At 59.7% G+C, this 21,260-nt stretch carries 26 protein-coding genes; 8 read left to right on the top strand and 18 right to left on the bottom strand.

Translation table 11 applies throughout. The features are described from left to right. The first annotated feature begins 105 nt into the window (after nt 1-105). Both NITMOv2_RS01405 and NITMOv2_RS01400 read left to right on the top strand, forming a co-directional pair. The gene (locus NITMOv2_RS01405; RefSeq protein WP_053378194.1) at nt 106-483 is read left to right on the top strand and encodes a hypothetical protein; all 378 of its coding nucleotides are present in this window, start codon (nt 106-108) and stop codon (nt 481-483) included. A 168-nt stretch (nt 484-651) separates the two neighbouring features. Further along, nucleotides 652-1,584 (top strand): GGDEF domain-containing response regulator, encoded by a 933-nt coding sequence (locus NITMOv2_RS01400; RefSeq protein WP_053378193.1) that lies wholly within the window; start codon nt 652-654, stop codon nt 1,582-1,584. Nucleotides 1,585-1,607: 23 nt separating this feature from the next. Here NITMOv2_RS01400 and NITMOv2_RS01395 read toward each other — a convergent pair whose 3' ends face one another. Continuing rightward, complete coding sequence (locus tag NITMOv2_RS01395; RefSeq protein WP_053378192.1) at nt 1,608-2,405, bottom strand: right-handed parallel beta-helix repeat-containing protein; 798 nt, start codon at nt 2,403-2,405, stop codon at nt 1,608-1,610. Between the two features lie 266 nt (nt 2,406-2,671). On the opposite strand from NITMOv2_RS01395, the gene ybgF reads away from it, so the two are divergent. Beyond that, complete coding sequence (ybgF, locus tag NITMOv2_RS01390; RefSeq protein ID WP_053378191.1) at nt 2,672-3,163, top strand: tol-pal system protein YbgF; 492 nt, start codon at nt 2,672-2,674, stop codon at nt 3,161-3,163. A gap of 21 nt (nt 3,164-3,184) precedes the next feature. Here the strand turns inward: ybgF and NITMOv2_RS01385 are convergent, their stop codons facing one another. Both NITMOv2_RS01385 and NITMOv2_RS01380 read right to left on the bottom strand, forming a co-directional pair. Next, nucleotides 3,185-3,694: a DUF2726 domain-containing protein gene (locus NITMOv2_RS01385; protein WP_053378190.1), complete on the bottom strand. Its 510-nt coding sequence runs from the start codon at nt 3,692-3,694 to the stop codon at nt 3,185-3,187. A gap of 2 nt (nt 3,695-3,696) precedes the next feature. Next, nucleotides 3,697-4,893, bottom strand: coding sequence for an anhydro-N-acetylmuramic acid kinase (locus NITMOv2_RS01380; protein ID WP_053378189.1), 1,197 nt, complete (start codon nt 4,891-4,893; stop codon nt 3,697-3,699). Nucleotides 4,894-5,020: 127 nt separating this feature from the next. Here NITMOv2_RS01380 and NITMOv2_RS01375 point away from each other — a divergent pair, with 127 nt between their 5' ends. The 4 genes from NITMOv2_RS01375 to NITMOv2_RS01360 all read left to right on the top strand — a co-directional run bounded on the left by NITMOv2_RS01375 (nt 5,021) and on the right by NITMOv2_RS01360 (nt 8,497). Further along, nucleotides 5,021-5,965, top strand: coding sequence for a metal ABC transporter substrate-binding protein (locus tag NITMOv2_RS01375; protein WP_083447662.1), 945 nt, complete (start codon nt 5,021-5,023; stop codon nt 5,963-5,965). A gap of 35 nt (nt 5,966-6,000) precedes the next feature. Then, the gene (locus NITMOv2_RS01370) at nt 6,001-6,798 is read left to right on the top strand and encodes a metal ABC transporter ATP-binding protein (protein ID WP_187299324.1); all 798 of its coding nucleotides are present in this window, start codon (nt 6,001-6,003) and stop codon (nt 6,796-6,798) included. A 17-nt stretch (nt 6,799-6,815) separates the two neighbouring features. Further along, nucleotides 6,816-7,646, top strand: coding sequence for a metal ABC transporter permease (locus NITMOv2_RS01365; RefSeq protein WP_053378186.1), 831 nt, complete (start codon nt 6,816-6,818; stop codon nt 7,644-7,646). Nucleotides 7,647-7,849: 203 nt separating this feature from the next. After that, nucleotides 7,850-8,497, top strand: coding sequence for an outer membrane beta-barrel protein (locus tag NITMOv2_RS01360; protein ID WP_083447660.1), 648 nt, complete (start codon nt 7,850-7,852; stop codon nt 8,495-8,497). Between the two features lie 76 nt (nt 8,498-8,573). Here NITMOv2_RS01360 and NITMOv2_RS01355 read toward each other — a convergent pair whose 3' ends face one another. Then, nucleotides 8,574-9,005 carry a GNAT family N-acetyltransferase gene (locus NITMOv2_RS01355; protein WP_053378184.1) on the bottom strand — a complete coding sequence of 144 codons (432 nt, stop codon included), beginning with the start codon at nt 9,003-9,005 and terminating at the stop codon, nt 8,574-8,576. A gap of 102 nt (nt 9,006-9,107) precedes the next feature. Between NITMOv2_RS01355 and NITMOv2_RS24340 the strand changes: the two genes are divergently transcribed. Next, nucleotides 9,108-9,245, top strand: a complete 138-nt coding sequence (locus NITMOv2_RS24340; RefSeq protein WP_238590433.1) for a formate dehydrogenase accessory protein FdhE — start codon at nt 9,108-9,110, stop codon at nt 9,243-9,245. Between the two features lie 29 nt (nt 9,246-9,274). On the opposite strand, the gene NITMOv2_RS01350 is transcribed toward NITMOv2_RS24340, so the two are convergent. The 14 genes from NITMOv2_RS01350 to rsmG form a co-directional block, all read right to left on the bottom strand. Beyond that, nucleotides 9,275-9,697, bottom strand: a complete 423-nt coding sequence (locus NITMOv2_RS01350) for a hypothetical protein (protein WP_053378183.1) — start codon at nt 9,695-9,697, stop codon at nt 9,275-9,277. A gap of 52 nt (nt 9,698-9,749) precedes the next feature. Next, nucleotides 9,750-10,712 carry an RluA family pseudouridine synthase gene (locus NITMOv2_RS01345; protein WP_053378182.1) on the bottom strand — a complete coding sequence of 321 codons (963 nt, stop codon included), beginning with the start codon at nt 10,710-10,712 and terminating at the stop codon, nt 9,750-9,752. Nucleotides 10,713-10,865: 153 nt separating this feature from the next. After that, nucleotides 10,866-11,225, bottom strand: coding sequence for a response regulator (locus tag NITMOv2_RS01340; protein ID WP_053378181.1), 360 nt, complete (start codon nt 11,223-11,225; stop codon nt 10,866-10,868). Between the two features lie 107 nt (nt 11,226-11,332). After that, nucleotides 11,333-11,758, bottom strand: a complete 426-nt coding sequence (locus NITMOv2_RS01335; protein ID WP_053378180.1) for a F0F1 ATP synthase subunit epsilon — start codon at nt 11,756-11,758, stop codon at nt 11,333-11,335. 126 nt (nt 11,759-11,884) lie between these two features. After that, nucleotides 11,885-13,327 carry a F0F1 ATP synthase subunit beta gene (atpD, locus tag NITMOv2_RS01330; RefSeq protein ID WP_053378179.1) on the bottom strand — a complete coding sequence of 481 codons (1,443 nt, stop codon included), beginning with the start codon at nt 13,325-13,327 and terminating at the stop codon, nt 11,885-11,887. A gap of 105 nt (nt 13,328-13,432) precedes the next feature. After that, nucleotides 13,433-14,311, bottom strand: coding sequence for an ATP synthase F1 subunit gamma (gene atpG / locus NITMOv2_RS01325; RefSeq protein WP_053378178.1), 879 nt, complete (start codon nt 14,309-14,311; stop codon nt 13,433-13,435). A 106-nt stretch (nt 14,312-14,417) separates the two neighbouring features. Continuing rightward, a complete protein-coding gene (gene atpA, locus NITMOv2_RS01320; protein ID WP_053378177.1) occupies nt 14,418-15,935 on the bottom strand; it encodes a F0F1 ATP synthase subunit alpha in 1,518 nt (505 codons plus the stop codon). Between the two features lie 25 nt (nt 15,936-15,960). Beyond that, nucleotides 15,961-16,500: an ATP synthase F1 subunit delta gene (gene atpH / locus NITMOv2_RS01315; RefSeq protein WP_053378176.1), complete on the bottom strand. Its 540-nt coding sequence runs from the start codon at nt 16,498-16,500 to the stop codon at nt 15,961-15,963. Nucleotides 16,501-16,622: 122 nt separating this feature from the next. Beyond that, the gene (gene mnmA, locus NITMOv2_RS01310; RefSeq protein WP_053378175.1) at nt 16,623-17,711 is read right to left on the bottom strand and encodes a tRNA 2-thiouridine(34) synthase MnmA; all 1,089 of its coding nucleotides are present in this window, start codon (nt 17,709-17,711) and stop codon (nt 16,623-16,625) included. A 55-nt stretch (nt 17,712-17,766) separates the two neighbouring features. Further along, on the bottom strand, nt 17,767-18,213 hold the full coding sequence (locus NITMOv2_RS01305; RefSeq protein ID WP_083447658.1) for a bactofilin family protein: 447 nt from the start codon (nt 18,211-18,213) through the stop codon (nt 17,767-17,769). Nucleotides 18,214-18,284: 71 nt separating this feature from the next. Continuing rightward, complete coding sequence (locus NITMOv2_RS01300; RefSeq protein WP_053378174.1) at nt 18,285-18,782, bottom strand: bactofilin family protein; 498 nt, start codon at nt 18,780-18,782, stop codon at nt 18,285-18,287. A gap of 169 nt (nt 18,783-18,951) precedes the next feature. Further along, entirely contained in the window at nt 18,952-19,800 is an 849-nt protein-coding gene (locus NITMOv2_RS01295) for a ParB/RepB/Spo0J family partition protein (RefSeq protein WP_053378173.1), read from the bottom strand. After that, nucleotides 19,778-20,554 (bottom strand): ParA family protein, encoded by a 777-nt coding sequence (locus tag NITMOv2_RS01290; RefSeq protein WP_053378172.1) that lies wholly within the window; start codon nt 20,552-20,554, stop codon nt 19,778-19,780. The genes NITMOv2_RS01295 and NITMOv2_RS01290 overlap by 23 nt, the downstream gene beginning before the upstream one ends. 42 nt (nt 20,555-20,596) lie before the next feature. Continuing rightward, a complete protein-coding gene (rsmG, locus tag NITMOv2_RS01285) occupies nt 20,597-21,238 on the bottom strand; it encodes a 16S rRNA (guanine(527)-N(7))-methyltransferase RsmG (protein ID WP_053378171.1) in 642 nt (213 codons plus the stop codon). Between the last annotated feature and the right edge of the window lie 22 nt (nt 21,239-21,260).

The raw sequence follows: 21,260 nt of genomic DNA, 5'->3' as shown, positions 1-21,260 counted from the left end.
TGCCTGAACCGAAGACAACATCATCGCTCTGTGCCGGCTGCATCAGCAAAGAGAGGGGACGGGAATACTTTTCTCTGGACGATCAGAGCAGACAAAGGAGTACGCATGGAAGATCTCGTCATCGAAGAAGAGGGCACATCATCCGCACTGAAAATCACGTTGGGCGACTTTCTGGTGTTCATCAACTGGATGAACCAAACGGAGAAGGCGCTTGATCGCGCAGAACCGCTTCCCGCCCTGCCTGATCTGGACTCGGGCAAAGTGCGCGGTTGGATCCAGTTGGTGCAGCGTTTGGAGGAGCGCTTCCGCCGGAGCGAGGAAAAGAAGCTGGCGCTCGAAGCCAACGTGATCGCGCAAGAGGCACAGCTCGGCCAGCTTCTCTCCCATCTGCATGCGAATATCGCTTCCTTGTATGAAAACCTGGGCCAGGCGCAGAAAGCCGAAGAAGTCCGCCGGCGAGCCGAAGCCCTGCACTGCAGCTAAGCCTTTCTTTGAGGAGAAGAGGCGGCACGACGTGCCGCCTCTTCTCCTGAGGCCTGCTTTCTGCGGCCCCTGACTGCGTTCGATTCCCCCGAAACCAGCAATCGCTTGTTGGCACAACGGCTTACGCTATAATTGGCGCTAGACACAGGTCACCGCGCCTGAAGAGCGATGATCAAGATTTTGCTGGTCGAAGATAACGACGTCGATGCCCATCTGACCCAGGATATTCTGGCCGAATGGAGCATCGAGCAGTTCGACGTGGTTCACGTCACCCGGCTGAGCGAGGCCTTCGGACGTTTGGGGAAGGAACGATTTGACGCGGTGCTGCTGGACCTCTCGCTCCCGGACGGGTACGGGCTGCCGACACTCCGTCAGGTTCAGGCGGCGAACCCCACGATCCCGATCATCGTGTTGAGCGGAGTCAGTGATCAGGCCTTGGCGCTGCAGGCGGTGCAGAACGGCGCGCAGGATTATCTGGTGAAGGGACAAGGCCAACCGGAATTGCTCACGCGCTCCATCCGTTACGCGATCGAGCGCAAGCGCGCCGAAGAGCGGCTGACTTATCTGGCGCAGTACGATCAACTGACGGGATTGGTGAATCGCACCCTCTTTCGCGATCGGCTGATCCAAGCCATGGCCCGCAGCAAGCGCCTACAGCAACCCTTGGGGCTGATGTTGCTCGATTTGGATCGCTTCAAGGCCGTCAATGACACGATGGGGCATGACGTGGGCGATCACTTGCTGAAGGCGGTGGCGGGACGGCTGCAGGACTGCGTGCGGGAGGTCGACACCGTCGCGCGAATGGGTGGAGACGAATTTACGATCATTCTGGAGGGGCTCTCCTGCGAAGGGGATATTGCGATCGTCGCACGGCGCATTACCGAATCACTCGCCCAACCGTTCATTCTGAAGGAACACCAGGCCTCCATCGGCGTGAGCATCGGCATTACCGTCTATCCGTCCGATGACCACGAGATCGATGTCCTGCTGAAACACGCGGATGCGGCGATGTACCGCGCGAAACAGCAAGGGGGCAATTCCTTCCAGTTCCATACGCCGCTGCACGCGTCCGGTCCTTCGCTGTCCTCCACATCGTCGTAAGCACATCCAGCCTACACATCGGGCTACCGTCCGATATCGGCCAGCGGCTGGTCCAACAGAGCATAGGCTCCACGCGGATTCCCCGTGAGCCGGTTGGCGGCAGGCAGCTCTTGGAGGGATGGGTTGGGACGGGAATCGGGCGTCAGGACGAGACCCCATTGCTGGTTGCCGTGGCAGACATTGTCCGCCAACAGGCCTGCGGCATGGTGAAAGAGCAGGATGCCGCTGAGCATATTCCCTTCGCAGTGATTGCGGACGATTTCCGGCTGGCTCCCCGGGTCCCGGACCGCAATCCCGAAATGGTGATTCTCCCGGCACTGATTGCCCACGATGCGCGGTTGCGCGCCGGCAAAGACAAAAATACCGGACTCGCGATTGCGGCAGACCTCATTCTCCGCCAGGACCACGCGACAGTCCGGGCCGTACAGCAGCACGCCGGACAGGATGCCTTCCGTTGCCCGGCAATGGGTAATGACGCAGGTGGAATCGAGCACGTTCATGGCCGCATGCTGATCACTGCCGACGTAGCGGAACGTGATGCCCTCGATCCGTCCTGCTGACACTCGCTGCAAGTACAAGGGACCGCCCCGCCGATTGAAGATCTGCACCGCATCGCGGCCCGCACCGATCAGCCACACGGGCCGGTCACTGAGAAATATTTTGTCCTCATACCTCCCCGGCCGGACGTACACTTGATCATGCTCGGTTGCCTCCTCGAGCGCGGCACTCGGCCGCGGATAATGCCGGGCATCCTGTGCATCCACAATGAGCGTCCTGCCTCCGTGCGGATTGGGAGGAATCGAGTCGGCAGCCGCGCTCATATCCCACCACCGTTGCTGTTCATTCCGTCACCGGCCTGAACGTTTCCGTCGATACGGCGGCGATGACCGTATCGAGGCGGATCAGACACAAGTCGTACAAATCTGTCGGCGGCGCTGGAAGGGACAAAATTTGTTCTGCTTCTGTACCCAGGATTCACGCGTAAGCCATTGTTTTCATGTCTCTTCACCGGAGCATGGCGGCCTCCATATGGCACAGCGATTGCGTAATCACCGGAACGTTCGCCTGAGCAGTAGGGAGGCACCGTATGGCACGGATATTCTGTTCGTCGTTCCTGCTCGTTGCCGTCTTGGGAGTCGCGGCTCCGGCCATCGCCGCTCCAGCCCAGATGCACGATACCTCTCGCCGCTTGTACGACCGGGTGATGGAAGAGTTCAAGCATCGTGACTATGAAGCCGCGTTGGCCGGCTTCCGACTGTTCATGGAACTACACGGCCAGTCCGCCTTGGCCGCCAACGCCCAATATTGGATCGGCGAATGCCAATACCGGCTGGGGCGTTATAAAGACGCGCTCAATTCCTTCTACAACGTCGTGTCGTATTATCCCCTCAGCCCGAAACTCGCGGCATCGACCCTGAAGATCGGCCAGACGTACAGCAAGTTGGGAGATCACGAAAAGGCCCGCATGATGTTCGACCGCGTGGTCGACCAGTACCCGGACAGTTCCGAGGCGGAACTGGCGCGGAAGGCGATCGAACTGGCGGCCGGTAAGTCGGACGCTTCTCCCCAGACGGAATAAGTTCTCCAGCCCAACTCCAATTCACTCTTCGGACTGAAGCCCTAAGAGCGTAGCGAGGTCCGGCGTACTGTAGGCCTTCTGCGCCCGCACCTTCACGACTTTGATCCCCGCCGCGTCCAGCACCGCCTCAATCACCCGTTGACGTTCTACTTGATGGGGACGGGGGGAGGGCTCCTCGATCTGCACCACCTGCTCCACCTGTCTCGACCCCGGATGCAGCAGGACGAAATCCACCCGCTTGAGTGCCATCCGATTGAGCACCTGCGCGCGCGCCTTCCCCATCGCCTCCACGGAGACAAACGCCAGGAGCGGAACCTGCGCCAACACGAGGAACTGATCCTGAACGGCCAACCGGATCATGTTGTAGAGTGAGAGGTCCGATTCAGTCAGCAGCGGGGTCGGGCTGATCTGTACGCCGGGAGAGAGGACCGGCGGCGGTGCCCCCTCGGCCGATGGCCGTGTGCCACGCAGGGAGAGCCACACAATCGCCAACAACGAGGCGGCGCCGCCGACAAGAAGTGTGATCTCCACGTTCAGCGCCTCGGCGCCCTTCCGCCGTTCCGGAGTCGCGCCATCCAGCCGGGACCGCTCGGCACGATGCAGCCCAAAAGGACCGGATGATCGGCGCCGGTGACGGCCGGAACGTTCCCACATTGCTCCATGGCCGTCTGATAACCGAGAATCGCGAAGGCCACGGCCTCCAGCGCCTTGCTGTCCCATCCATGGGTTTCAACGGTCGTGACGGGGAGAGGGGCGAACACGTCGGCCAGATAGCCCATGATCGCCCGATTGCGCACGCCTCCGCCGCCGACAAGGACTTCGTCGATTCGTCCGCCGATCCATCGCCTGGCCGTCCCCACCGCTTCGGCTGTCCACCGGCTGCAGGTTGCGAGCAGATCCTCGATGGACAAGTTCCGCGTCTGTTGCAAGGCCGCCAGCTCGTCGATCATCTTGGCGCCGAACGCTTCCCGACCGGTCGATTTGGGCGGCACTTGAGACAGGTACGGATGGGCGAGCAACTTAGCCAACAGCCTTCCATCGACGCGTCCGCGACCGGCCAGCCGCCCGTCTCGATCCATGGACGACCGTCCGTTCGTCATCCGGGCGATGAGGCCGTCGAGGACCATGTTGGCCGGACCGGTATCGAACGCCACTAATCCCGCATAGCCGCTGCCGGGCGGCAGATAAGTCACGTTGCTGATCCCGCCGAGATTCACGATCAGGCGGGCCCGCTTCGGATGGCGAAAGAGGAGTGCATGGACCGCCGGGGTCAGCGGAGCCCCTTGTCCACCGGCTGCGATGTCGCGGGGGCGAAAATCGGCGACGGTCGTAATGCCTGTTCGCTCAGCGATGACGGCCGGTTCCGCAATCTGTAATGTGGAGCGGATTGCACCCACCCCGGCATCTTTGATGCCGTGCGGCAAATGATGCACGGTTTGGCCGTGCGATCCGATGAGCCCGACGTCTTTGGGATGCACATTGGCCGCGCGGATGACACCGAGCGCGGCATTGGCGAACCATTCCCCTAACAGAGCGTTGAGATGGCAGAGTTCCGATACCGTCCCTGAGACGGAGGCGGCCAGAATGCGTTGCTGCAATGAGCGTGGATAGGGGAGCGGCTGAAACGCCAGCATTTTCACGTGCAGCCCTGATTTCAGGCGACCGATCTCAACGAGGGCCGCGTCGACTCCATCACCGGATGTACCCGACATCAACCCAACGACTTTCATAGCATCCTTTCTTCGGAATGTGACGTCTGTGTGAGGCGAACTTCCAGTGCCAAGCCGGCGCTACGCTAATCGAATGTTCCGTTGCGGTCAAGAAGGCGGCGTCCCTCGTTGACAGGGCGCGATCCGGATGTTACGGTCCGCGCCGATGTTTTCAGTCCGATCCGCAGGACAGCGAGTCACACCGCTTCTCATCGCACTGGTCATGTTCGCCGGCATCATTCCACCGGCGGTAGCCCAGGAGCCGGTCAACATCGTGGTCACCATCCCGGTGCTCAAGGATTTGACCGAACAAGTCGGAAAGGGCCATGTCCGCGTCACATCGTTGCTGAGCGGCTATGAAAATGAACACACCTATTCACCGAAGCCCAGCGACTTGGTGGCGGTCCGGAAGGCGCGGTTGCTGTTCGAAGTAGGGGTCGGACTGGAGGTATGGGTCTCCTCGCTGGTCAAGAATGCCGGCACCCCGTCGCTGCGGGTGGTCACCACATCGCAGGGGATCGGCCTCGTGCGCGATCAACTGGACGATCACCACCAGACCGGTGAGGACAGGAAAGCGGCCGGGAACCCGCACATCTGGTTGGACCCGGAAAATGCCGCCATCATGCTGCGCCATATTACGGAAGCGCTGATCGCGGCGGACCCAGCTCATGCCGCCGACTTTCGGAATAATCAAGCCGCCTATCTCCAACAACTGGATCGCCTCGTCAGGGACCTGTCCATCCGAGTCCGCCAGGTATCGGACCGCCGGTTCATCGCGCATCATCCGGCCTGGCCGTATCTCGCCAGGCGGTTCGGGTTCGAGATCGCAGGAGTCATCCAACTGCAATCAGGGACCGAACCGTCCGCGCTCCATCTGCAATCGCTGATCGCCCGGATCAAGAAAGAGCGGATTAAGGTGATTGTGTCCGAGGTGCAGCTGAGCCAGAAGATTCCCGATCTCCTTGCCAAGGAAACGAAAGCCCGCGTCGTCGTGCTGACCACCCTTCCGGGCGGCGTGCCGGGGACGGGAACCTACCTCGACATGCTTCGTTATAATGTGCTCCAATTGTGCAACGCTCTGGAGACGACGTAGTCGATCGAGCGCCTGCCGGAAGGAGCATCGTGTCCGTGGGCCAGTCGCGCGAACCCATTATTCGATTCGATCAGGCCTCTTTCGAATTTCCGGGGGGCGTGGTCGCTCTCAAAGATATTACCCTGTCGATCACGGCCGGCGAGTTCGTCGGTGTCATCGGCCCCAACGGATCTGGAAAGACGACCCTGTGCCGGGCGGTGCTGGGCCTCATGGCGCCCAGCCAGGGACATCTCCATATTTTCGATTGCGCCTGCGACGAACTGCGCTGCCACCATCGGGCGCAGATCGGCTACCTGCCGCAGAAGGGCGTGGTGGACCGGAATTTCCCGGTGACGGTGCTGGAAACCGTCATGATGGGACGCTACGGCGCACTCGGCCTCTTCCGCCGGCCCAGCCGAAACGATCGGGACATCGCGATGGACGCGCTCGCTCATGTCGGCATGGAGAGCCACAAAGATACCGCACTCGGCCAGTTGTCCGGCGGCCAACAGCAACGGGTCTTCATCGCGCGCGCGCTCGCCCAGCAGCCGAAAGTGTTGATCCTCGACGAGCCGACCACGGGACTCGACATCACCACGCAGCATAACGTGATCGAACTCGTCCAACATCTTCATGAAGAGCTAAAGCTGACGGTCTTACTGATCACGCACGACATCAACTTGATCCGCACACGGGTGGATCGATTGGTCTTATTGAAGACCAGATTGTTTGCGGCCGGGCCTCCGGCCGACGTGCTGAAGCCAGATATTTTGAGGCAAGTGTACGGCAAAGACCTGGTGATCACAGACAGGGACCTCATCATCGTGGAGGACTATCATCACCATCATCACTAGTTCAGTAGCTTGATTCCATGCTCGATCTTTTGACCTACGACTTCATGCAGCGCTCTCTCCTCGCGGCGGCGACGGTGGGCGGGCTTTGTTCGATCATCGGCGTGTTCGTGGTGCTGCGGGGTCTGGCCTTCGTCGGAGCCGGCACGTCGCATGCGGCGTTTGCGGGGGTGGCGCTCGGCTATTTGATGGGCTGGCCGCCGCTGGGATTGGCGATTCTGTTCGGCCTGGCGACGGTGTGGATTACCGGATGGATGGAAGAAAAGGGTCGGATGAAGCTGGATGTGTCGATCGGGATTCTTTACACGACGACCATGGCGCTCGCCATCCTCTTCATCGGATTGATGAAGACCTACAATGCCGAGGTGTATGGCTATCTGTTCGGCAGCGTCTTGTCGGTGACGGAGGAGGAATTACGAGTGATCGGGGCGCTCAGCGTCTTAGTGCTGGGCCTCCTGCTGCTGTTCTCAAAGGAACTGTACTTCATCGCGTTCGACCAAGAAATGGCCGAAGCCTCCGGTATTCCGGCCCGCCGTATTTTTTTCCTCTTGCTGACACTGGTCGCATTGACGGTGGTCGTCTCATTGAAGACCGTGGGCGCCATTCTGGTCTTCGCCATGATTCTGATCCCTGCGTCCACCGCCTATCAATTGACGAATAGCTTGACGACGCTGACATGGTATTCCGTGGTGATCGGCGTCGCCACCGCCATCACCGGCGTCCTGATTTCGGCCCGGTGGGATGTGCCCTCAGGTCCCGCCATTGTCCTTCTTGCCACCACAGTCTTCTTTCTGTCAGTGTTTTTCTCGCCGAAGCGTAGGCGAACGACTCTGCACGCACATTCTCATTGAGTTCGGTGCTGCACGTGTAGGTTCATCCGTACAGGCCTGTGTCACAGAGTACTCACCAATGCTTAGATGGTACACCGTGACCGAGGAAACTCACTGCCTTCGCGCTTCTTCGTGCGTTCCCAGTGCAGAATCACCAAGGCATGAGACTTGCGGCTTAGTCTCAGGATAACGATACTGTGTCGTCCATCATACAGGAGGGGTCAATGCACGTACAGGTACGGTCCGGGATGGTGATAGGACTCACGGCAGCGCTTCTCACGATTCTCGCGCCACTGCCGAGCGCGTGGGCCGAGGAGGGCCGGCAAAATTTTGGCGGCATCGAAGCAGGTAAATGGGTGCTCGGAATGCGGGCCGGTTTCGCTCCGCTGACACAATCGATCACAGACAGCTTCCGGAGCTCCACGGATGTTGGTTCACTGGTCAACTTCCAAGCGATGTACAGCCTCAATACGTGGCTGCTGGTCGGCCTCATGCTGGAATGGGAGCGGCACGCCGTCGATCAGGAACGTCCGTCCGCCGACCTGGGGCATCAGGATACCGTTTCAGTCTTGCCGACCGTCGAGCTTCGTCCGATCAAATTCGGCCCCATCAGCCCTTATGTGAATATGAGCTTCGGTGTGAACGTCAACAGCTTTGGCGAAGACCGCGGCGTTGGACGCATTTCTCCCAGCAATACCTTCGCATGGCGCCTCGGCTGGGGCGCCGATTACATGTTGACGAGGCAATTCGCGCTGAACGCCGAGATGGCCTACAAGCGAAACGACGGCCACGCCACGATCAATGGCCTCCGCGTGGACGACTGGAATGCGTCGTCGTTCGGCTTCTTGGTTGGTGCGAAGCTGTTTTTCTAGAAAAGTGCTGGCGTCCCGGTGTTCTGAAGGGGCACCGGGACCTTGACCCGCCTTAGCAGCCGGTACCGCCGACCGGCTATTCAGTCCGAGCCGGTTTATTTCGGCTCCAGACCATGCCGGTCTGTTCTTTCGAGCTGAATCCCAGCTTCTCGTAAAATCCCGGACGTCTGGTGCAGAGCCAGAAGAGTTCCACCTTCTTGAGACGGGGATGGTTGAGAATGCGCTGGACGATGTCCGTGCCGATGCCCTGCTTTTGATAGCCCTTGTCGACGATCACGTCCCAGATGGTGGCGCGATAGACAAAATCGGTCAACACGCGGCCGAAGCCGACGAGCTGGTCACCATCCCAGGCGCAAAGCGCGACATCCGTATGGCGCAGCATTTCACGGGCGTCCTCCAGCGTCCGGGTCTTGGCCCAGGGAGCCTGGTGAAAGAGCTTCAGGAGTTGTTCGGGACTCAGATCCTTCTTTTCAGAGAAGGTAATGGCGCTCTTGAGGGTCGAGGGCATCTTGTATTAAATTACGCCGGTCACAGAAATGCCAAGGGGTGCGAGTGTACGGGGAAACGCATGTCAACGCAAGTCCGTAGCTGCCCGAAATGTTTCCGATTGATGTGGTTGAAAACCGACCAGTACGAGCCGCTTGATGAGTGGACCGTCCGCGCGAAGTGTCCCCACTGCGGCTCGACGGTCCGGTTCAAACTCGTGACCGAAGGAGCCAACGCGACCGGGCCCAAAATGGGCCATTAGCTCTACGCAGGCGTGAGTTGCGACCTCTTTTACATTCCCCGTCCCGCACCGTCCAGCTCGGGCTTGTTCCCAGGAAGAATCTTGTGGAGCGCCGCCCGGTATTCGGCGAGACGTTTTTCGTCGATCCGACCGACTTCGATCTCCTTGTCCCGCTGCATCCGCTCCAGATGATCCAGCACGGCCAGCAACGGCTGCACCGACCCAAGCAATTTTCCTGCTTCGAAAGCCTCCAGCGATTCGATGAGTGACTCGGTGAGTCCCTTGTAGGGCGTCCCGGCCGTCTGTTGCCGGAATCGCGTCACGATCTCTTCATAGTCGTCCACTGCTTCCGGTTTGGGTTTCACACCGGTGGGCACAGCCGCCAGATGCACCACCGGAGGCAGTTTCGAAGCGTAGCTTTTGAGCTGCGAGGTAAGCCCACCGATGGCGTCGAGAACGTCCGCTGTCTGCATGTCCGTATCCTATCAGGACCGGTTCAGTCCATTCGATAGGCCGAAGAGCCGGTCAAGATTTCGCCGATGGCTCGTGCCGCGCCACCGCCAAGGCCTCTGCCACCGCCGCCATATCGGACGGAAAGGATTTGGTGAATTCCTGCCAGGCTCCGCTGGTGGGATGGCGAAATCCCAACGTCCGGGCGTGCAGCATCACCCGCGGAATGTCGATCCCGCCGACCAGACACACCTTGCGTCCGCCATAGGTCGGATCGCCCAGAATCGGATGCCCGATTGACGTGAGATGCACGCGCAATTGATGAGTCCGCCCCGTGCGCGGGTATAAGAGCACATGAGCTGCCGCTTTGCCGTATCGTCGATCGACCGCGTATTCGGTGATGGATGCCTTGGGGCTGGTCGTCCGCGGCGAAAACTTTTTCCGCTCTTTGGTATCGCGGCCGATCGCGAGCTCAATGAGCCCATGGCCTTTCTTCGGCACGCCCCAGACCAGCGCCTCATAGACGCGCGCGATGGTATGCAGCTTGAACTGCGCCGCCAGCGCGCGATGCGCCACATCGGTCTTGGCGATGACCATGATGCCCGACGTTTCCTTGTCCAAGCGATGGACGAGGCCGGGCCGCTCCTTGCCGCCGATGGTCGAGACCGTTCCGCCGGACGTTTGGAAATGATGCAGCAGCGCATTCACCAATGTGCCGGTCCAGTTGCCCGGCGCCGGGTGCGCGACGATACCCGCCGGCTTATTGAGGACGAGGAGCTGATCATCTTCGTAGAGCACTTCCAGAGGGATCGGCTCGCCTTTGAGTTCCAGCGGCTCGGGCTTCGGCACATCCATGGTGATTTTGTCGCCCGGCTTGATCTTGTGGCTGGCCTTGACGATTTGATCGTTGATCCGGATGCGGCCCAACTCAATCAAGCGTTGGAGCGCCGAGCGGGAGATGTCCCGTTCCCGGTTGACCAGAAAGACGTCCAGTCGCTTCGGCTGTTCGCCGGCTGTCACGATGAATTCAGTGATCATTGGCGGCAGAGGTAGGTACCAGGCTTGAGGGGAGTCTTGCAAGCGGCGCACGCATGCCGCGCAGGCGGAGCAGATGGAGAGAATTGGGCCTCTCCATCCGCTCGGGTACGTTGATGAGATGATGGGCCGACAGGGCAGGAGGGGAACCGGCGTCTATTCCCGCAAGGCTCGCTTCAACGATTCGCCCAGCGCATGGAGCGAGAAGCCTTTACGGAGAAAGTCCGTCGCCCCGTATTCTTTGGCTTGGGCCTCATGCTCTTCCGTCCCGACCCCGGTCAGGATGATCACCGGCGTCGCCTGGTCGAGGGTCCGGATTTGTTTGAGCACTTCGAACCCTCCGATATCCGGCATGGCCAGGTCCAGGATCGTCAGGCCCGGGCGATCTTCACGAAAACGAGCCACCCCGTTGCGGCCGGTTGAAGCGGTGATGACTTCATGGCCGCGCCGAGTCAGAACGGTCTGCAGGAGATCCCGAATGGACGGCTCATCATCGACGACGAGAATTCTCGCCATGGATCATACCCGAACAGTGGCGATAGGGTGCTTACGGTCCTTAGCATACCCTTGGACAGGGAGCATGCCTATTGAATTTACAAGTCCGGAAGAGGGGATTGGAACGTTCAGGCAGGAGCACCGCTTCGGCGGGACCGTTCGGCGATTTTTTTTCTGAGGCGCGCTTTTTCAAGGCTAATTTGAGCTTCTTTGGCTTCGGACGGCAGGCCTCCGACCTGAAGACGCCGCTCGGCTTCAGCCACCTTGGCGGTGGCCCGCTCAATATCGATGTCTTCGGCTTTCTCGGCGATCTCGGCCATGATCGTCACTTTGTTCGGCGTGACTTCGGCAAAGCCCCAGAGGACGGCCATGTGGTTGACCTGATCGGCAATCCGATACCGCAACTCGCCGATCCGTAGCGTCGACAGAAAATGGCAATGGCCGGGCAATACGCCGAACTCGCCCTCCGAGCCCGGCGCGATGACTTCATCGACCTCCTGGCTCAAGAGCTGCTTTTCCGGAGTGACGACCTCCAACAGAATCTTGCCTGGCATCTTCCCTTCCTCTATTGCACTTCACCCAGGCGGAGGGAGCGGGATGTCCTCAAACTGCGCGCATGCACCGACCACAGTTTTATCGTGGGGGGTGCGCGAGCACGGAGGACATCTCGCTTGCTCCGCCTATACTTTCACGCCCATCTTTTCCGCCTTCGCCACCACTTCTTCGATGGGCCCCACCATGTAGAACGCCTGCTCCGGGAGGTGGTCGTACTTGCCGTCCAGGATCTCCCGGAAGCTGCGGACCGTATCCTTGAGCTTGACGTACTTACCCGGCGCGCCGGTGAAGGCTTCGGCGACGTGGAACGGCTGGGAGAGGAACCGTTGGATTTTGCGCGCCCTCGCGACGACCGTTTTATCGTCTTCGGACAACTCGTCCATACCGAGAATCGCAATAATGTCCTGCAAGTCTTTGTACCGCTGCAAGACGGATTGCACGCCGCGCGCCACTTTATAATGTTCTTCCCCGATAATCTGTGGGTCCAGAATACGAGACGTGGAGTCGAGCGGGTCCACCGCCGGGTAGATCCCGAGCTCGGCGAGCTGCCGGGACAACACCGTCGTCGCGTCCAAGTGCGCGAACGCCGTGGCCGGCGCCGGATCAGTCAGGTCGTCGGCCGGCACATAAATGGCTTGAACCGATGTGATGGAGCCGCGCTTGGTCGAGGTGATCCTCTCTTGAAGCGCACCCATTTCAGTCGAGAGGTTCGGCTGATACCCGACGGCGGACGGCATACGACCCAGCAAGGCGGAGACTTCGGAGCCGGCTTGGGTGAACCGGAAGATGTTGTCGATGAACAACAGCACGTCCTGATTTTCTTCGTCTCGGAAGTATTCGGCGACCGTCAGGCCGGTCAAGCCGACGCGCAGCCGGGCGCCGGGGGGCTCATTCATCTGGCCGTACACCAGCGCCGCCTTCGATTTGGTGTAATCATCGGGATCGATGACTTTCGACTCTTGCATCTCATGCCAGAGATCGTTGCCTTCGCGGGTGCGCTCGCCCACGCCGGCGAAGACCGAGAAGCCTCCGTGGTGCAGCGCGATGTTGTTGATCAGCTCCATGATGATGACGGTCTTGCCCACGCCGGCGCCGCCGAACAGACCGACCTTCCCGCCTTTGCTGTAGGGTTCGAGCAGGTCGACGACTTTGATGCCGGTCTCGAGCACTTCAGTTTTCGTCTCCTGATCTTCCAGCTTGGGAGCAGGCCGGTGGATCGGATAAGTCTTTTTCGCCTTGATCGGCCCCTTCTCGTCGACCGGTTCGCCCAGTACGTTGATCAAGCGCCCGAGGGTCTCACGCCCGACCGGGACGGCAATGGCCGCGCCGGTGTCCTGAACCTCCATCCCGCGCGTCAGGCCATCCGTCGATGACATGGCGACGCCGCGCACGCGGTTTTCGCCGAGGTGCTGGGCGACTTCCAGCGTCAAGCGCACGGCCGGCTTTCCCGCCGCCTTGTTCTCTTCCTGATTCACTTTCAGGGCGTTGTAAATGTTCGGCAGACGGCCGGGCGGAAACTCGACGTCGACCACCGGGCCGATAACCTGAATGACTTTTCCTGTGCTCATCTTTCACCTTCACTGAAATGTTGAATGTTGAATGTTGAATGTTCAATGACGGAATGCCGTGCAGGACAGCAGCCATTCAACATTGAACCTTGACCATTCAACATTTTATTTGAGAGCCTCTGCCCCGCCGACGATATCCATCAGCTCTTTGGTGATCGCGGCCTGCCTCGTCTTGTTGTAATAGAGCGTCACCTTCTTGATCAGCTGCCCGGCGTTTCGCGTCGCCCCGTCCATGGCCGCCATGCGGGCGCCGTGCTCCGCGGCGGCCGATTCCAAGAGAATGCGATAGGTCTGCACCTGAAAATGTTTGGGGACGAGGGCATTGAGCAGATCACCCTCGTCCGGCTCGTACAGATAGCTGCCGCCCACCGCCGACTCGGTCTGGGGCATGCCGAACTCGACGGCCGGATCGATGGGGAACAGCTTTTCCACGATCACCCGCTGCTGGATGGCGGACTTGAATTCGTTGTAGACGACGTACAGTTCGTCGAAGGTGCCCTTAATGAAGTTGTCGGTCAGGTCGCCGCCGATGTCGAGGGCATGCTCGAAAGACAGCTTGTCGAACACCCCGGTCCATTCTTGCCGGATCGGCCAGGCACGCCGGCGGAAGTAGTCGCGTCCCTTGCGGCCGACGATGCTGAGGTTCACGTGCAGGCCGCGCGCCTCGCATTGCCGGAGGAATTCCGCGCTCTTTCTGACGATATTGCCGTTGAAGGCTCCGCACAGTCCGCGATCGCTGGTGATGACGAGCACTTCGACCTTCCGTCCTTCCCGCTTCTGCAAGAGGGGATGGGCGGCCCGGTTCACGCGTTGGCTCAGATTGCCCAGGACGCCGCGCATCTTGTGCGCGTAGGGGCGCGCGGCCAGGATGCGGTCCTGCGACCGCTTGAGCTTCGCCGCGGCCACCATCTTCATGGCCTTGGTGATCTTCTGCGTATTTTTGAACGCCGCGATCTTGCGGCGGAGACTTTGTAGACTTGGCATCGATTACGAAAGTACGAGTGGGTGAAGTGGTGATTTCATGAAGTATGAAGACATCCGTCTGATTCCCTCACTTCACCAAATCACCCAATCACCCAATCACCGATGTTTACTTTCCCCCATATCCCATCTTCTGTTTGAAGGTGGTGATGATCTCTTTGAGCCGGCCGCCGACTTTGTCGTCGATCTTGCTGATGGTCACGATTTCCTTTTTGACCTCGGGATGGTGCTGCTGGACATAATGGAGCAAGTCGGCTTCGAATTGCTGGACTTTGTCCACCGGCACATCGTCGAGAAAGCCGTTGACGCCCGCATAAATCGAGAGCACTTGATCGGCCACCGGCATCGGCTTGTATTGCCCCTGCTTGAGCAACTCCACCATTCGGACGCCGCGGGCGAGCTGCATCTGCGTGGCCTTGTCCAGTTCGCTGCCGAACTGCGCGAAGGCCGCCATCTCGCGATACTGCGCCAAATCCAACCGCAGCGTGCCGGCGACCTGCTTCATCGTCTTGATCTGCGCGGAGCCGCCGACGCGGGACACGGAGAGACCCACGTTGATGGCCGGCCTGATGCCCGAATAAAACAGATCGCTGCCGAGATAGATCTGGCCGTCGGTGATCGAAATCACGTTGGTCGGGATGTAGGCCGACACGTCGCCGGCTTGCGTTTCGATGATCGGAAGCGCCGTGAGGCTGCCGCCCCCCAGCTTGTCGCTCAATTTCGCGGCCCGTTCCAGAAGGCGTGAATGCAGATAGAACACGTCGCCCGGGTAGGCCTCGCGGCCCGGCGGGCGGCGCAACAACAAGGACAACTGCCGGTAGGCGACGGCGTGCTTCGACAGATCGTCGTAAACGATCAACGCGTGCTTGCCGTTGTCGCGGAAATACTCGCCGATCGCCGCACCGGCGAAGGGCGCCAGGAACTGCATGGGAGCCGCGTCGCTGGCCGTCGCCGACACGACGATGCTGTAATCCATCGCATGGTTTTCTTCGAGCGTCTTGACCACGCGGGCGACGGTGGAGCGCTTTTGGCCGATGGCGACATAGATGCAGAAGACGCCGAGGCCCTTCTGATTGATGATCGTGTCCACCGCGATGGCAGTCTTCCCGGTCTGCCGGTCGCCGATGATCAATTCGCGCTGGCCTCGGCCGATCGGAATCATGGCGTCGATGGCTTTGATACCGGTCTGCAGCGGCTCGCGCACCGATTGACGCGTATTGACCCCCGGCGCTACCACTTCGATACGGGAGGACAGTGACGATTTGATCGGCCCCTTGCCGTCGATCGGCTGGCCGATGGCGTTGACCACGCGGCCGATCAAGGCTTCGCCGACGGGAATTTCCGCGATGCGGCCGGTCCGCTTCACGGGGTCGCCTTCCTTGATGCCGACCTCGTCGCCCATCAACACGGCGCCGACGTTGTCCTCTTCCAGGTTGAGCGCGATGCCGTACAGGCCGCCCGGGAACTCCAGCATCTCGCCGGCCATGGCTCCCTCGAGGCCGTAGACCTTCGCGATGCCATCGCCGACCTGGATGACCGAGCCGGTTTCCTTGACGTCGACTTGTTTGTCGAAGCCTTTGATTTTTTCTTTAATGATCGCGCTGATCTCTTCCGCTTTGATCTGCATGGCTACTCCTTGAATGGGATCTCGGCTAGTCGCGCGTCAACGTCGTGCGCAGGCTGTTCAACCGGCCGCGGACGGTACTATCGACGACGATGCTGCCGATATGGATCTGCAGCCCGGCCAGATGGCCGGCATCGTGCTGAAAGGTGACATCGACATCGCGCTTGAGGGTCTCGCGGAGGCGGGTCTTGATCCGTTCCTGCTCCGAGGACGGCAGGGCCGCCGCGGAGGACACGGTGACTTGCTGTGTACCTTTGGATTGATTGACCAATTTGGCGAAGGCCTCGGCAATGTCCGGGAGAAACCCGACGCGGTTCTTTTTCACCAACTGTCCGAGAAAGACCTTGCCGACCGGCGGGCATCCAAGTCGATCGCCGAGCGCGGTCAGCACCCCGATCTTCTCCTCCATGCCGAACGCGGGCGAAGCCGTGACGTGCCGGAGCGACACGGATTCCTTCAATGCCCGGCTCAGGCCGTTCAGCGTACTCCGCGTCGCTTCGATGTGAGCTGAATCGAGAAGCTCGAAGAGTGCTTGGGCGTAACGTCGCGCAACCGCTGTCTTAATCACTGTCCAGATCCGCTCTTTGCTCTTGAGACAAACGGGAAGCTTCCGTGCGGGTCGCACGAAAAAATGGCCCAGAAACGTATCACTGGATGATGGGAACTGTCAATACGATGCGGCAGGATTCATCACGCGAAGGGTTGGATGATGCCGCCCCCGAGGACCGCGCCGCCGCGATAGAACACGGCGGACTGGCCGGGACCCAGTGCCCGCTGCGGCGAGTCAAAGTCGATCCGCAAGCGCCCCGGTCCGATCGGGCGCACGGTGGCGGGCGCCGCAGGGGTCGCGTAGCGAATCTTGACTTCCGCCGGCGTGGCGTCACGTGCCAGCAGCGTGTCATCGAACAGGTTCAGATCCGCCACTTCGCAGGTGCTGCGCTGCAGCGACTCTTCCCGCCCGAGGATGACGGTGTTGGTTGCCGCGTGGACTTCCCGGACATAGAGACGCTCACCCACGGCGACGCCGAGACCGCGGCGTTGACCGGGCGTGTAGAACGCGATGCCCTCGTGTTCGCCCAGGTAGCGGCCGTGCTCATCTACCATGCGGCCGGGCCGCTTGGCTTCGGGCTTCTCCTTTTCGATGAATGTCCGATAGTCGCCATGACTCACGAAGCAAATTTCCTGGCTTTCCTTCAGTTCGTCGGCGGGAAGACCCAGGGCCTCGGCCTCCGCCCAGACATCGGCCTTCTGCAGGGCGCCGACCGGGAACAGGAGTCTCGGAAGCCAGGCGCCTTGGATGCGATAGAGGAAGTAGCTTTGATCTTTTCTGGAATCTTCCGCCCGGTGCAAGCGGCGCAGGCCGTCCTCGCAGACGGTTTGGACATAATGTCCCGTCGCCACATATTGAATGCCTCGCGCATCGGCCAAATCGATCAACGAACGGAGCTTGACGCGTTCGTTGCAGCGCACACAGGGATTCGGTGTGGTGCCGGCCATATAGCCGGCAAGAAAATCGTCGATCACCGCCCGATGAAATCGGCTGCGGGTATCGATGACTTCGTGGGGGATCTGCAGGCGGCCGGCGACATGGCGGGCGATGCCGACTTTGCAACAGCCGCGCTCCTGCCACTTCTTCGATGCGGCGACGGTTTCGTCTTCGTGCTCCCACACCTGGAGCGTCACGCCGTGGACGTCATAGCCCCGGCGAACCAGAAGGGCGGCCGCGACGGAGCTGTCGACTCCGCCGCTCATCCCAAGCAGCACGGTTGGACGGTCCATAGGACCAGTATTGTACTGGGTGAGGCGTGAAAGGGCCAGCCCGCATGGAGGCCGGCTAGAGATCGGCGCTCCGGACTTTTCCGCGATGGACGGTGAGATCGTGGACGTTCTTGCCGGGCGCGGTGTGGTCTTCCACCCATTTATGGGCGCCCATGTCGCACATGCCGTGGAAATGCGCGCCGTCTTCGATCGAGATGGCCGGCGTGCGAATGTCGCCGATCAGAATGCCGGGTTTGAGAATCTGAATCTTGTCCGTCGCCGTCACCGTCCCATTGATCTTGCCGCTGGTCATCAACGTACCGGCGGAAATGATTCCTTTGATGACCGCATGCTCGCCGACGATGAGGGTGCCGGTGGTGTGGATTTCCCCCTCCAGCCGGCCGTCGATACGGACCGTGCCGTCGAAATTGACGACACCTTTGAAATCGACGCCTTTGCCGAGGAACGTGAAATTCTCCTGATCGCTTCCATCCTGCGTTTTTTTATCGCCGATGGCCCACATGCGTGTCTCCTGCTCCCGCTGATTCCATCTGCGGCGCCCCGTAAACGAGGTTAATTAACTAGGATTAAATACTAGCCATTGACTCTTCGCACCGCGGGTTGTGTCCCGGCGACCCCGATGGGATGCAACTGTGCCTCGCGCTGCGCGTCGCGAACTCCTTGCACCATCTCGAGGGTCCCGTTGAACAGCACGCCTTCCTCGATCGATAGCATCGGCGTTTTCACGCCGCCGTTGATTACGGCCGGAGCCCGCAGCTTGATTTTTTCCTTCGCGTTGATGTCCCCGGTGATCTTCCCTTTGCACACGATCGTGCCGGCGGTGACCTTCGCGGTGATCACGGCTTCTTCGCCGACCAACAGCACACCTTCGGTATGGATCTCCCCGTCGAGGAATCCGTCGATGCGGACGGTCCCGTTGTAGGTGATCGTGCCCTTGAACTCGACGCCTTTTCCGACGAACGCGCTCACGTCCTCGCCGGTTTCCGGCCTCGTGGACTGTGCCGGCGAGCCGTTGTCTTCGACTTCGATCTCGTCGGAGCGTTTCCCGTCCTGCTTATCCTGCTTCCACATAGCGCTGCCTCCTCTTCTCCGCTGACAGGGTCGTTGATAAAGGGTTGGGGACCGTTGTGTGCTGTATCGGTCTGTCTGAAGAAGATATTTAGCGTTGATCGAGAAAAAAGCAATCAATATGCCTTTTCCCGACAAGGCGGGCGGATTCAGGCGGTGAACGAGGCCGCGATCAGGACAACAGCGACTCGGCGAGGCCGTCCAATTCCTGTGAAGAAAAATAATGGATGACGATCTTGCCGGCTTGTCCTCTTGGCTGGATCAGGACTTTGGTGCGGAGCTTTTTCTGGAGCCGCGCTTCCAAGTCCGCAAACGGAGAGACGGTGGCGGACTTGCGAGTCCGTTTTTTTCCGGCCAGGGCCGCTTCGACGAGCTTTTCCACTTCGCGCACAGAGAGGCCGTGGGACGCCGCCATGCGGGCGATGCGGACCTGGCTTTCCGGCGACTCCAGGCTCAAAATCACTTTGGCATGTCCGGCTGAAATGGTTCCGGATTCGACGAGGGATTGCACGTCGGGGTGCAGATTCATCAAGCGCACGGCGTTGGCCACCGAGGATCGGTCACAGCCGACGCGCTGTGCGATGACTTCCTGAGTCAGCCCGAATTCCTTCATCATTCTGGTATAGGCGCGGGCCGTTTCCATGGGGTTCAGGTCTTCACGCTGCAAATTTTCGACAAGGGCCAGCAACAGCGATTCCTGATCGCTGCAATTCCGGATCACCGCTTGGATCGTTTCCAATCCGGCTTCTTTCGAAGCCCGCCAACGCCGTTCTCCGGAGATGAGCTCATACATGCCGTCTCCCTTCCGGCGGACCATGACCGGCTGCAGCACCCCGCTCTCCTTGATGGACGCGGTGAGCTCCGCCAGTTCCCCCGGCGCGAAGACATGCCGGGGTTGGTACCGATTCGGCACGATCGAGTCGACGCGGAGATACTGCACTTCCGCCCCTTCGGCCGGCTGAGCGGGTTTCGCAGACGGCAGGAGGGCATCGAGTCCTTTACCGAGCGCTTTTTTCTCCATGGGAAAGATACTCCTTGGCTAGGGCCACATAGGCCTGTGATCCGGACGAGGCCGCGTTATACAGGATTCCCGGGCGCCCATAGCTGGGCGCCTCGGCCAATGTCACATTGCGGGGAATCACGGCCTGGAACACCTGCGCTCCAAAATGGGAACGAACCTGTTCCGAAACTTGTCGAGCGAGGGTATTGCGAGCGTCAAACATCGTCAAAACAATGCCTTCAAGTATTAAACTGGGATTCCAGGATTGGCGAACACGGTCAATGCTGCTTAGAAGACGACTCAGTCCTTCCATGGCGTAATACTCACATTGAACGGGGACAAGCACCGACTGAGCGGCGTTCAAGGCATTGATCGTCAACAGTCCGAGAGCCGGAGGGCAGTCGAGAAAGACGAAATCATGGAGCCCAGCAACCTTGAGCAAGGCCTCTTTGAGGTGTTGTTCCCGTCCTTCTACATTGACCAGCTCAATCTCAGCGCCGGCAAGATCTGCGTTCGCCGGCAGCAAGAACAGTCCCGGCACATCGGTCTTTATCCAAATATCTTTTGGATTATCTTTTTCTATCAAGCAGTTGTAGACAGTTTTAGTTAATGATCTTGGATCGACACCGAGACCGCTGGTCGCATTGCCCTGTGGATCAAGATCTACGAGGAGGACGGACTTGCCTTGAATGGCGATTGCAGAAGAAAGATTGACGCAAGTAGTTGTTTTCCCAACACCTCCCTTCTGGTTAGCAACAGCGATAATGCGCCCCATCACGTAGACCTTCTCATCATTGTTCCACGTGGAACTCTGTGCTCAAGCTGCCGCTTGCAGAACAGAAACCACCCGCTTTCCACCCTGCCTTGGCAGATCAAATTGAAATTCTTTAACAAGGGACCAATCATGGCGGCCTTCAGCCGCAATGGGCCTGGATGTATAGAGAAGGATCTTTCCACCCTGCTTCAATAGTGAACGAGCGAATCGCAAGACAATGTCATACCTGAGTGCCCTGGTGACCACGTAATCGAACTGCCCGCCGCGTTCAGTGATAAATCGCTCTAGCGTCTCAGCGACAATGCTCACACCTGGGAGTCTTAATACACCGACAACAAAGTGGAGGAAGGAGGCTTTCTTGTGTGCCGGCTCCAACAGCGTCACAAAGAGATCTGGTCGTACAATCTTCATTGGAATCCCAGGGAATCCGGCCCCTGATCCGACATCGAGCACCTTCACTCCCTGACTGATCACGTCTGCTGATAGAGCAGCAAGGGAATCAATGAAGTGCTTCACGACAATATCTTCGTCAACGGTAATGCTGGTCAGGTTCGTGGATGCATTCCAGGCCTTCAGCTGATCAAGATAGATCATAAGCTGCTCAAGCTGTTGATCGGCGAGTGGAATGCCGAAGAGGTCGCGTGTGCTGCTTCGCAAGAATTCGGCGAGATGCCCACGTTCCACGTGGAACAATTACTTGAACGGA

Source organism: Nitrospira moscoviensis (assembly GCF_001273775.1).
GTDB classification, from domain to species: domain Bacteria; phylum Nitrospirota; class Nitrospiria; order Nitrospirales; family Nitrospiraceae; genus Nitrospira_D; species Nitrospira_D moscoviensis.
This window is presented reverse-complemented; position numbering and strand designations above follow the sequence as displayed.

Excerpts from the sequence above, each read along its gene's own strand:
- mnmA (WP_053378175.1), bottom strand. The coding sequence starts at position 17,711 with ATGGACCGTCCAACCGTGCTGCTTGGGATGAGCGGCGGAGTCGACAGC.
- NITMOv2_RS01365 (WP_053378186.1), top strand. The coding sequence starts at position 6,816 with ATGCTCGATCTTTTGACCTACGACTTCATGCAGCGCTCTCTCCTCGCG.
- NITMOv2_RS01395 (WP_053378192.1), bottom strand. The coding sequence starts at position 2,405 with ATGAGCGCGGCTGCCGACTCGATTCCTCCCAATCCGCACGGAGGCAGG.
- NITMOv2_RS01355 (WP_053378184.1), bottom strand. The coding sequence starts at position 9,005 with ATGCCCTCGACCCTCAAGAGCGCCATTACCTTCTCTGAAAAGAAGGAT.
- NITMOv2_RS01290 (WP_053378172.1), bottom strand. The coding sequence starts at position 20,554 with ATGGGGCGCATTATCGCTGTTGCTAACCAGAAGGGAGGTGTTGGGAAA.
- NITMOv2_RS01360 (WP_083447660.1), top strand. The coding sequence starts at position 7,850 with ATGCACGTACAGGTACGGTCCGGGATGGTGATAGGACTCACGGCAGCG.
- NITMOv2_RS01400 (WP_053378193.1), top strand. The coding sequence starts at position 652 with ATGATCAAGATTTTGCTGGTCGAAGATAACGACGTCGATGCCCATCTG.
- ybgF (WP_053378191.1), top strand. The coding sequence starts at position 2,672 with ATGGCACGGATATTCTGTTCGTCGTTCCTGCTCGTTGCCGTCTTGGGA.
- NITMOv2_RS01345 (WP_053378182.1), bottom strand. The coding sequence starts at position 10,712 with ATGATCACTGAATTCATCGTGACAGCCGGCGAACAGCCGAAGCGACTG.
- NITMOv2_RS01375 (WP_083447662.1), top strand. The coding sequence starts at position 5,021 with ATGTTACGGTCCGCGCCGATGTTTTCAGTCCGATCCGCAGGACAGCGA.
- NITMOv2_RS01340 (WP_053378181.1), bottom strand. The coding sequence starts at position 11,225 with ATGGCGAGAATTCTCGTCGTCGATGATGAGCCGTCCATTCGGGATCTC.
- NITMOv2_RS01300 (WP_053378174.1), bottom strand. The coding sequence starts at position 18,782 with ATGTGGAAGCAGGATAAGCAGGACGGGAAACGCTCCGACGAGATCGAA.
- NITMOv2_RS24340 (WP_238590433.1), top strand. The coding sequence starts at position 9,108 with ATGTGGTTGAAAACCGACCAGTACGAGCCGCTTGATGAGTGGACCGTC.
- atpA (WP_053378177.1), bottom strand. The coding sequence starts at position 15,935 with ATGCAGATCAAAGCGGAAGAGATCAGCGCGATCATTAAAGAAAAAATC.
- NITMOv2_RS01380 (WP_053378189.1), bottom strand. The coding sequence starts at position 4,893 with ATGAAAGTCGTTGGGTTGATGTCGGGTACATCCGGTGATGGAGTCGAC.
- atpG (WP_053378178.1), bottom strand. The coding sequence starts at position 14,311 with ATGCCAAGTCTACAAAGTCTCCGCCGCAAGATCGCGGCGTTCAAAAAT.
- atpD (WP_053378179.1), bottom strand. The coding sequence starts at position 13,327 with ATGAGCACAGGAAAAGTCATTCAGGTTATCGGCCCGGTGGTCGACGTC.
- NITMOv2_RS01295 (WP_053378173.1), bottom strand. The coding sequence starts at position 19,800 with ATGGAGAAAAAAGCGCTCGGTAAAGGACTCGATGCCCTCCTGCCGTCT.
- NITMOv2_RS01305 (WP_083447658.1), bottom strand. The coding sequence starts at position 18,213 with ATGTGGGCCATCGGCGATAAAAAAACGCAGGATGGAAGCGATCAGGAG.
- NITMOv2_RS01405 (WP_053378194.1), top strand. The coding sequence starts at position 106 with ATGGAAGATCTCGTCATCGAAGAAGAGGGCACATCATCCGCACTGAAA.
- NITMOv2_RS01335 (WP_053378180.1), bottom strand. The coding sequence starts at position 11,758 with ATGCCAGGCAAGATTCTGTTGGAGGTCGTCACTCCGGAAAAGCAGCTC.
- NITMOv2_RS01350 (WP_053378183.1), bottom strand. The coding sequence starts at position 9,697 with ATGCAGACAGCGGACGTTCTCGACGCCATCGGTGGGCTTACCTCGCAG.